The organism is Mesorhizobium sp. M7A.F.Ca.US.014.04.1.1 (assembly GCF_003998745.1).
GTDB classification, from domain to species: domain Bacteria; phylum Pseudomonadota; class Alphaproteobacteria; order Rhizobiales; family Rhizobiaceae; genus Mesorhizobium; species Mesorhizobium ciceri.
Genome location: NZ_RZRW01000246.1, coordinates 1 through 8,355 on the forward strand (window position 1 = coordinate 1; position 8,355 = coordinate 8,355).

Sequence of the window (8,355 nt, forward strand, 5' to 3'; positions counted from 1 at the left end):
CGTTGGTGGTGGCGCGGGTGGCGACGAGCCGCTCGAAGCGCTCGCGCTGGATGGTGCGGGCGCGTGCCACGCGCATCGCCACATCGGCACTTTTCTCCGCCCGGTCGGGCCGGATCAGGTCGCTGGCCGAGACCGCCGGCACTTCGATCCTGAGATCGATGCGGTCGAGCAGCGGGCCCGAAATGCGCGCCTGATAGTCGGTGCGGCAGCGCTCGCCGCGCAGGCAGCGATAACCAGGCTCGCCGGCCATGCCGCAGCGGCACGGGTTCATCGCGGCCACCAGCTGGATACGCGCTGGATAGGTGACGCGATGGTTGGCCCGCGCGATCATGCAGTCGCCGGTCTCCAACGGCTGGCGCAGCGCATCGAGCGTCTGCGGCGTGAACTCGGGAAACTCGTCGAGGAACAGCACGCCGTGATGGGCCAGCGACACCTCGCCCGGCCGCGCGCGGATGCCGCCGCCGACCATCGCCGCCATCGAGGCCGAGTGGTGCGGCGCGCGGAACGGCCGCCGGTCAGTCAATTTGCCTTCGCCGAGCTCTCCCGCCACCGACGCGATCATCGAGACTTCGAGCAATTCCTTCGGCGCCAGCGGCGGCAGGATCGACGGCAGCCGCTGCGCCAGCATCGATTTGCCCGAGCCCGGCGGGCCGATCATGAGAAGATTATGCCCGCCGGCGGCCGCCACTTCCAGCGCCCGCTTGGCGGTCTCCTGGCCCTTGATGTCGGCGAGGTCGGGCAAATCCAGCGCGGCGGCGTGGATGCCGGCCTCGGGGCGCGACAGCACCTGCGTGCCGCGAAAATGATTGGCGATGGCAATCAGGCTGCGCGGTGCCAGAATGTCGAAATCCTTTCCAGCCCAGGCCGCCTCAGGTCCGCAGGCGAACGGGCAGATCAGGCCTTTGCCCTCGGCATTGGCGGCGATCGCCGCCGGCAAGGCGCCGGCGACCGCGGCAATCGTGCCGTCGAGCGACAATTCTCCAAGTACGACATAGCCGGCCAGCATGTCGCCCGGAATGGCGCCAAGGGCAGCCATCAGGCCAAGCGCGATCGGCAGGTCGTAGTGACTGCCTTCCTTCGGCAGGTCGGCCGGCGCCAGATTGACCGTGACCTTCTTCGACGGCATCGACAGGCCTGAAGCATGCAGTGCGGCCTGCACCCGCTCGCGGCTTTCGGCCACCGCCTTGTCGCCCAGGCCGACGATGTGCATGTTGACCTTGCCGGGCGCGATCATCACCTGCACATCGACCGGCACGGCCTCGATGCCCTGGAAAGCGACCGTGCGAACCCGCGCCACCATTTCTTTGCCCCCAGGCCACAACCCACGCGATGGCCAAGAAATGGCCCCACGGGCAGACAATCACAAATCCTCGGTCAAATCAAGAACATTACGGGAACATGTGAGCGCGTGGGTTGCAGCCGAATTGAGCGCGGTTGCAAAAACGGAACATGGTTAAGACAAAATGAAAACGGCTTACCCGCGCTTGTCCTCGACCGCGTCCCAGAACAGGCTGGCGATGTCGGCGCCGCCGAAGCGTTTGACCTCGCGCACGCCGGTCGGCGAGGTGACATTGATCTCGGTCATGTAGTCACCGATGACGTCGATGCCGACCAGGATGAAGCCACGCTCCTTCAGCGACGGCCCGATGCGGGCGCAGATCTCGCGTTCGCGCGCCGTCAGCTCGGTCTTTTCGGCGCGGCCGCCGACATGCATATTGGAGCGGGAATCATGTTCGGCGGGCACCCGGTTGATGGCGCCGACCGGCTCGCCGTCGATCAGGATGATGCGCTTGTCGCCCTTGCGCACGTCCTTGAGATAGCGCTGCACGATATAGGGTTCGCGAAACATCTGGCCGAACATTTCCAGCAGCGAGGCCAGGTTGCGGTCGCCCTCCAGCAGATGGAAGATGCCGGCGCCGCCATTGCCGTAGAGCGGCTTGACGATGATGTCGCCGAACTCCTTGCGGAAGGCGGCAACTTCGAGTGGATCCTTGGTGATCAGCGTGTCCGGCATCAGGTCGGCAAATTCGGTGACGAAGATCTTTTCCGGGCTGTTGCGCACCCAGGCCGGGTCGTTGACCACGAGCGTCTTCGGGTGGATGCGCTCCAGGATGTGCGTGGTGGTGATGTAGTTCATGTCGAAGGGCGGATCCTGGCGCAGCAGGACGACGTCCATCTCCGACAGATCGGTGCGCACCTTCTCGCCCAGCGAATAGTGGCTGCCTTTCTCGTCGCGCACCTGCATCTCCTCAATGCGGGCAAACACCTTGCCGTCGCGCAACGACAGCCGATCCGGCGTGTAGTGGAACAGCTCATGGCCACGCCGCTGCGCTTCCAGCGACAGCGCGAACGAGGTGTCGCCGGCGATCGACACGGTGGAGATGTGGTCCATCTGGACGGCGATTTTCAGCTTCATGGCGGGTCTCCGGCGGCTCTGATGGGCGACTGTCCTGCCTGTACAGGCTCACTGCCCGTCTGCCAATCGCGACCTTTTGAAGATTGGCATCAGCAAGTCGCAAGCTCGGCCCTGCCGGTCATTCCGTGACAGGAGCCAGGCTGCGCGTCCTCGTTGTTCCTTGAGCCCGAATGCACACCTCACATCGATCCTTCGAAACAGGTCGCGGTTGCCCATGGAAAATCGATTTCGCGATACGTTTCCTAAAGGGTTTGCTGCCAGTCTGAAAATAAATTCCGAAGTCACAAAACAGGGACACCGATGCAAACTTCGTTTGGCACCGGTCAGGCAAACAGGGAGAGCACGGATCTGGCATTCACCGATCCGTTGACCGGGCTTGGCAACCATCGCCGCTTCTTCGACAAGGTCGATCGGCTGATCGCCGACCGAGCCGACGATCCCGCGCCCTTTACCGTCGGGATTCTCGACCTCGACGGCTTCAAGCCGATCAACGATCTGTTCGGCCACAAGGCCGGCGACGACATCCTGATCCAGGTCGCGATGCGGCTGCGCGCCTCTATGGACGGCTATTCCACGGTCTGCCGCATCGGCGCCGACGAATTTGCTTTTCTCTATCCGATGGTATTCAGCGAGGACGCTGCGGCCGAAAAGTCGCGCATGCTGATCGAGATCCTGTCGGCGCCCTACGATGTCGGCGAACGCACCGCCAGGCTTTCGGCCTCGGTCGGCTGCTCGTTGTTCTATTCGGGCGACGAGACCACGGAAATCCTCATCAACAAGGCAGAGACGGCACTCTACCACGCCAAGCGTTCCGGCCGTGGCCGCGTCGTCGTCTACACCCGTGAGATGGAAGAAGCGGCCAAGCGCGTCACCCGCATCGAACAGGCGCTGCGCCGGGCTGTCTCGGCCGGCGAAGTGGAGCCGCATTTCCAACCCATCGTCGATCTCGCCACGCGCCGCACCATCGGCTTCGAGACGCTGGCGCGCTGGACCGACCGCGACCTGGGTTCCGTGCCGCCGACCGTCTTCATTCCCATCGCCGAGGAGCGCGGCATCATCGGCCCGTTGTCGCAGCTGGTGCTGCGCAAGGCGACCGAGGCCGCCAGAAGCTGGCCGAAGGACCTGTTCCTGTCGTTCAACCTGTCACCCTCGCAGCTCGTCGACCAGAACACCGGCCTGCACATACTGGCGATCCTCGACCGCACCGGCTTCGATCCGCGCCGGCTGGAGATCGAGATCACCGAGACCGGCCTGATGAACGACCCGGCCTCGGCCGCGCAGATCGTCGAGGATCTGCGCCGCGTCGGCATCCGCGTCTCGCTAGACGATTTCGGCACCGGCCAGTCCTCGCTCGGCCGCTTGCGCGAATTCCATTTCGACAAGCTCAAGATCGATCGCGCCTTCGTCTCCTCCATTCTCGACGACAGGCCGTCGGAACACATCATCCGCGCTATCCTCGCAATGTGCGAAGGGCTCGGCATGGACGTCGTCGCCGAAGGAATCGAGCAGGAAGCGCAGGCCGATCGCCTGGTCCAGTTTGGCTGCGCCGGCGGACAGGGCTATCTGTTCGGCAAGCCGGTCGATGCCGACGCCACGCTCGGCTATCTCCGCGATTCCTTCCGCGGCGCCCTGCGCGCCAAGGCGATCTGACCGGCGGTCCTCCGAGATCCCCAACCCCGACGGTGCTGCCGTGCGCATCCGGTGCGGCGCATTGTCGTTTTGTCTGACATAAGCCCTGAAATTCGGCGGTTCGCCCTTGCCCGCGCGCCTTGCGTGGCTAGGATGCGCGCCGATCACGCTACGGCGCCGCGCGTCTTTCAAGACGCGCAAAGGACGCTGTAGCATTTAACATTTGCGCATGATCCCTTTCCGAAAATCGATCCGATTTTCGGGGTCATGCGCTGGGAGACAACAACGATGATGCCATCGGCGCATTTTGCCGACCTCGAAGGAGCCTCGGTGCTGATCACCGGCGGCGGCTCCGGAATTGGCGCGGCACTGACCGAGGGTTTTGTGCGCCAGGGCGCCAATGTCGCCTTCATCGACATCGCCGACGGCCCAAGCACAGCTCTTGCCGACCGCATCGAGAAAGAATTCGGCCGCCGGCCGCTCTACCTCAAGACCGATTTGCGCGATGTCGAGGCCCTGCGGGCGTCCGCCGCGAAGGCTGCCGAGGCGCACGGCGATGTCACCGTGCTGGTCAACAATGCGGCCTGGGACGAACGCCACGCCGTCGAAGACGTGACGGTCGAGTTCTGGGACAACAACCAAGCCATTAATCTGAGGCCGCATTTCTTCACCGCGCAAGCGGTGGCGCCGGGCATGAAGCGGGCCGGCGGCGGCTCGATCATCAACTTCACCTCGACGTCCTATCTGATCAACCACCCCGACATGCCCTCCTACACGGCCGCCAAGGCCGGTATCCTCGGTCTGACCAAGGGGCTGGCCGGCAAGCTCGGTGTGGACGGCATCCGCGTCAACGCCATCGCACCCGGCTGGGTGATCACCGAGCGGCAGAAGGAGCTCTGGGTGACCGAACAGGGGCTTGCCGCCCATGTCGCCAAGCAGTGCATAAAACAGGTGATGCAGCCCGACGACATCGTCGGCACGGTGCTGTTCCTGGCCTCGGACGCTTCGCGCATGCTGACGGCGCAGATGCTGATCGTCGATGGAGGTTTCCTGTGAGCCAAGCCGGCAACGCACCGGCGGTCGCCGCCGTCGACTGGGGCACGACCCGCATGCGGGTCTGGCTGATCGACGGGCAAGGCAAGATGCTTGCCGAACGCCGCGGCGATGACGGCCTGATCACCGCGCAGCAAAAGGGCTTTTCGACCATCCTCGAAGGGCATCTGGCGGCGATGGGAGCACCAGCGGCGCTGCCCGTCATCATCTGCGGCATGGCCGGGTCCCGCCAGGGCTGGCTCGAAGCGCCCTATGTCACCGTGCCGGCGCCGCTTACCGCCATCCTTGCGGGCGCCGCCAGCGTGCCCGGACAGAGCCGTGACATCCGCATCGTTCCGGGTCTGGCCCAGCGGCTGACTGACGCGCCCGACGTCATGCGCGGCGAGGAAACCCAGCTTGCCGGCGCCGGCCTGCCGGCCAGGGGGCGCCAGTTGGTCTGCATGCCCGGCACCCATTCGAAATGGGTGCTGGTCGAGGATGGCGCCGTTACCGGCTTCGGCACCTGGCCGACCGGCGAGCTGTTTTCCGTGCTTGCCGCGCACTCGATCCTGCGCCATTCGCTCGGCGAACATCCGAAGCCCGTCACATCGGACAATCCGTTCTTCCGCCGCTGGTGCGAAACCGCATTGGGCGAAGGCGGCGATATCACCTCGCGACTGTTTTCGATCCGGGCCGCCGGCCTGCTGCAGGATCTGAAAGCCGACGATGCCGCCGCCTGCCTGTCCGGCCTTTTGATCGGCGGCGAGATCGCCTCCGCCAGCCGCCGGCATGGCGCCGGCGCCGAACCCGTGGTGCTGATTGCCTCCGGCGCGCTGGCCGCACTCTACCAGGCCGCACTTGGGCTTGCTGGGCTTGAGCTCCGGGCCGTCGACGCCGACGAGGCAGTGCGTGCCGGTCTCGTCGAGGCGGCGCGCGAGAACGGCATGATCGCCAGAATTGGAGTTGCCCGATGAGCCAGACCGCACCGTTTCCAAAACTCAAGCGCGGCCTGGTTGCCATCCTTCGCGGGCTCAAGCCCACCGAGGCGATGGCCATGGGCCAGGCGCTGTTCGACGCCGGCATCGAGGCGATCGAAGTGCCGCTGAACTCACCGCAACCGTTCTCGTCGATCGCCCGCATCGTCCAAGTGCTGCCGAAAACGGCGCTGGTCGGCGCCGGCACGGTGCTGACGCCGGCCGATGTCGATGGCTTGCACCAGGCCGGAGGGCGGCTGCTGGTCAGTCCCAACATCGATGCCGAGGTGATGGCGCGCGCCATGCATTACGGCATGGTGACGATGCCCGGCGTGTTCACGCCGACCGAAGCCTTCCTGGCGATCAAACTCGGCGCCTCGGCCCTGAAATTCTTCCCGGCGAGCGTGCTGGGCACCGGCGGCATTTCCGCGATGCGCGCGGTGTTGCCGGCGCAGACATTGGTCGGCGCCGTCGGCGGTGTCTCTGAAAAAGATTTTGCCGGCTACAAGGCTGCCGGCGTGACCGCCTTTGGTCTGGGCTCCAGCCTGTTCAAGCCGGGCATGAGCGTCGACGAGGTGGCCGCGCGTGCGCACGCTGCCGTCGCGGCCTGGGATGCGGTGTTCGGAGAAGCAGGATGAGCGAAGCGATCGTTTCGGTTTTTTCCGATCACGTCTGCCAGCTCGGCGAGGGGCCGAGCTACGATCCCGCCACCGATACGCTCTACTGGTTTGACATCGTCAACAGCCAGCTTCTGGAAAAGCGGCTGTCCGGCGGCGCGACCACCGTCCATGAGCTTGGCCAAATGGCGAGCGCCATCGCCGTCATCGACGACAAGCGCCAGCTGATCGCCGCCGAGACCGGCCTTTATGTCCGCGATGTCGCGACCGGCAAGCTGACGCTGCACACGCCTGTCGAGGCCGACAATCCGGTCACGCGCTCCAACGATTCCCGCGTCCATCCCTGTGGTGCCCTGTGGATGGGCACCATGGGCAAGGGCGAGGAAAAAGGCGCGGGTTCGATCTACTGGTTTTTCAAGGGCGAACTGCGCCAGCTGTTTTCGGACATCACCGTCTCCAATTCGATCTGTTTTACCGAGGATGGGGCGATCGCTTACTACACCGACACCTCGACCGGGATGCTGATGCGCGTCGCCTGCGACCCGGCGACCGGTCTGCCTGCCGGTGAGCCCAAGCTGTTCGTCGACCACCGCTCGGCCAAGGGCTATGTCGACGGGTCGGTGCTCGACCGCGACGGCATCCTGTGGAACGCCGTCTGGGGCGGCAGCGTCATCGAAGCCTACGGACCCGACGGCAAGCTCGTCCGCACGGTCGCCATGCCGGTGACGCAGCCATCCTGCCCAGCCTTCGTCGGCGCCAAGGCCGACCGGCTGGCGGTCACCTCCGCCTGGTCGGGCAAGGATGAGAAGCAGCGTCTGCTGGATCTGCAGGGCGGCATGACCTTTCTGCTCGATATTCCCGTCAACGGCCGCTTCGAGCCGCGCGTGCTGATCGCCTGATCGAACTGGATTCTACGGTCGGACGGTGCGTTGTCACGCCACCGCCCGCACCGTGTCGGTTTCGCGAGAGCCTGACGTCTCGACCATGCGATGGTAGGTGATCGTACCGCCGGGAATCGTTCATCTCATGCCAAGCCGTAAGCCGAAACTGATACTCATCCATGAGCCGGAAAAGGCTTGTTTCGACCGCCTGGTCGCCGACGGCCATGCGCCGCAGCGCGCAACCGAAATCGCGTCCTATCTGGCGCAGTCGACCGATCTCGCTCCTGAATTCGACGTGCTTGGCCGTGCCTGCCAGGCACGCGGCCTGTCGTTCGCGCCGGTGGGGCTCGACGACGCTGCCAGCGTGCTCGCCGGCGAGCATCCCAGCACAACGCTGGTCTGGACGCTGACCGACGGCATCGCCTATTTCCGCGGCGGCGCGGCGCCCGCTTTGGCGCGACTGGGCGGTTTCAAGACAATCGGCGCCGACGATGCGCTGTTCGCGCTCTGCCAGGACAAGTTCCGCTCCGGCGCCGTGCTCGGCGCGCTCGGCCTGCCGGTGCCACAGGCTGGGCTCGCGCGTGACGGCCAATGGCTGGTCGAGCCGCCGGCCTCGCCCGCCGGCTGGTTCGTCAAGCCCAACCGGCTCGGCGCCAAGATCGGCATCTGGCTGGAGTCGCGCTGCAGCGATCTCGCCCACGCTTTGGAGCTCAGCCGGCGCGTCTTTTCGGCCTATCGCGACGATGTCGTCGTCCAGCCCTACGTCGCCGGCCGCAACGTGCGCGCCAGTTTCCTTAGCCTGATGC

7 protein-coding genes and 1 pseudogene are annotated in these 8,355 nt (G+C 65.4%); 6 read left to right on the forward strand and 2 right to left on the reverse strand.

Annotated elements, in window-relative coordinates:
- Both EOA22_RS17385 and gshB read right to left on the reverse strand, forming a co-directional pair.
- Positions 1–1,300: YifB family Mg chelatase-like AAA ATPase (locus EOA22_RS17385; RefSeq protein WP_164755583.1), on the reverse strand; the 1,300-nt coding region annotated here is incomplete at its 3' end.
- Positions 1,301–1,474: 174 nt separating this feature from the next.
- Positions 1,475–2,416, reverse strand: a complete 942-nt coding sequence (gene gshB / locus EOA22_RS17390) for a glutathione synthase (protein WP_013528601.1) — start codon at positions 2,414–2,416, stop codon at positions 1,475–1,477.
- 300 nt (positions 2,417–2,716) lie between these two features.
- On the opposite strand from gshB, the gene EOA22_RS17395 reads away from it, so the two are divergent.
- From EOA22_RS17395 to EOA22_RS17420, 6 genes and pseudogenes are all read left to right on the forward strand, one after another.
- Complete coding sequence (locus EOA22_RS17395; protein WP_013528600.1) at positions 2,717–4,066, forward strand: EAL domain-containing protein; 1,350 nt, start codon at positions 2,717–2,719, stop codon at positions 4,064–4,066.
- 267 nt (positions 4,067–4,333) lie between these two features.
- On the forward strand, positions 4,334–5,101 hold the full coding sequence (locus EOA22_RS17400) for an SDR family oxidoreductase (RefSeq protein WP_063169668.1): 768 nt from the start codon (positions 4,334–4,336) through the stop codon (positions 5,099–5,101).
- Positions 5,098–6,051 carry a 2-dehydro-3-deoxygalactonokinase gene (locus EOA22_RS17405; protein ID WP_063169669.1) on the forward strand — a complete coding sequence of 318 codons (954 nt, stop codon included), beginning with the start codon at positions 5,098–5,100 and terminating at the stop codon, positions 6,049–6,051. The genes EOA22_RS17400 and EOA22_RS17405 overlap by 4 nt, the downstream gene beginning before the upstream one ends.
- Positions 6,048–6,689, forward strand: coding sequence for a 2-dehydro-3-deoxy-6-phosphogalactonate aldolase (locus tag EOA22_RS17410; protein WP_063169670.1), 642 nt, complete (start codon positions 6,048–6,050; stop codon positions 6,687–6,689). The genes EOA22_RS17405 and EOA22_RS17410 overlap by 4 nt, the downstream gene beginning before the upstream one ends.
- Positions 6,686–7,567 (forward strand): SMP-30/gluconolactonase/LRE family protein, encoded by an 882-nt coding sequence (locus tag EOA22_RS17415; RefSeq protein ID WP_063169671.1) that lies wholly within the window; start codon positions 6,686–6,688, stop codon positions 7,565–7,567. The genes EOA22_RS17410 and EOA22_RS17415 overlap by 4 nt, the downstream gene beginning before the upstream one ends.
- Before the next feature lie 127 nt (positions 7,568–7,694).
- Positions 7,695–8,355, forward strand: a pseudogene (locus EOA22_RS17420) (D-alanine:D-lactate ligase-like protein); the annotation flags it as partial.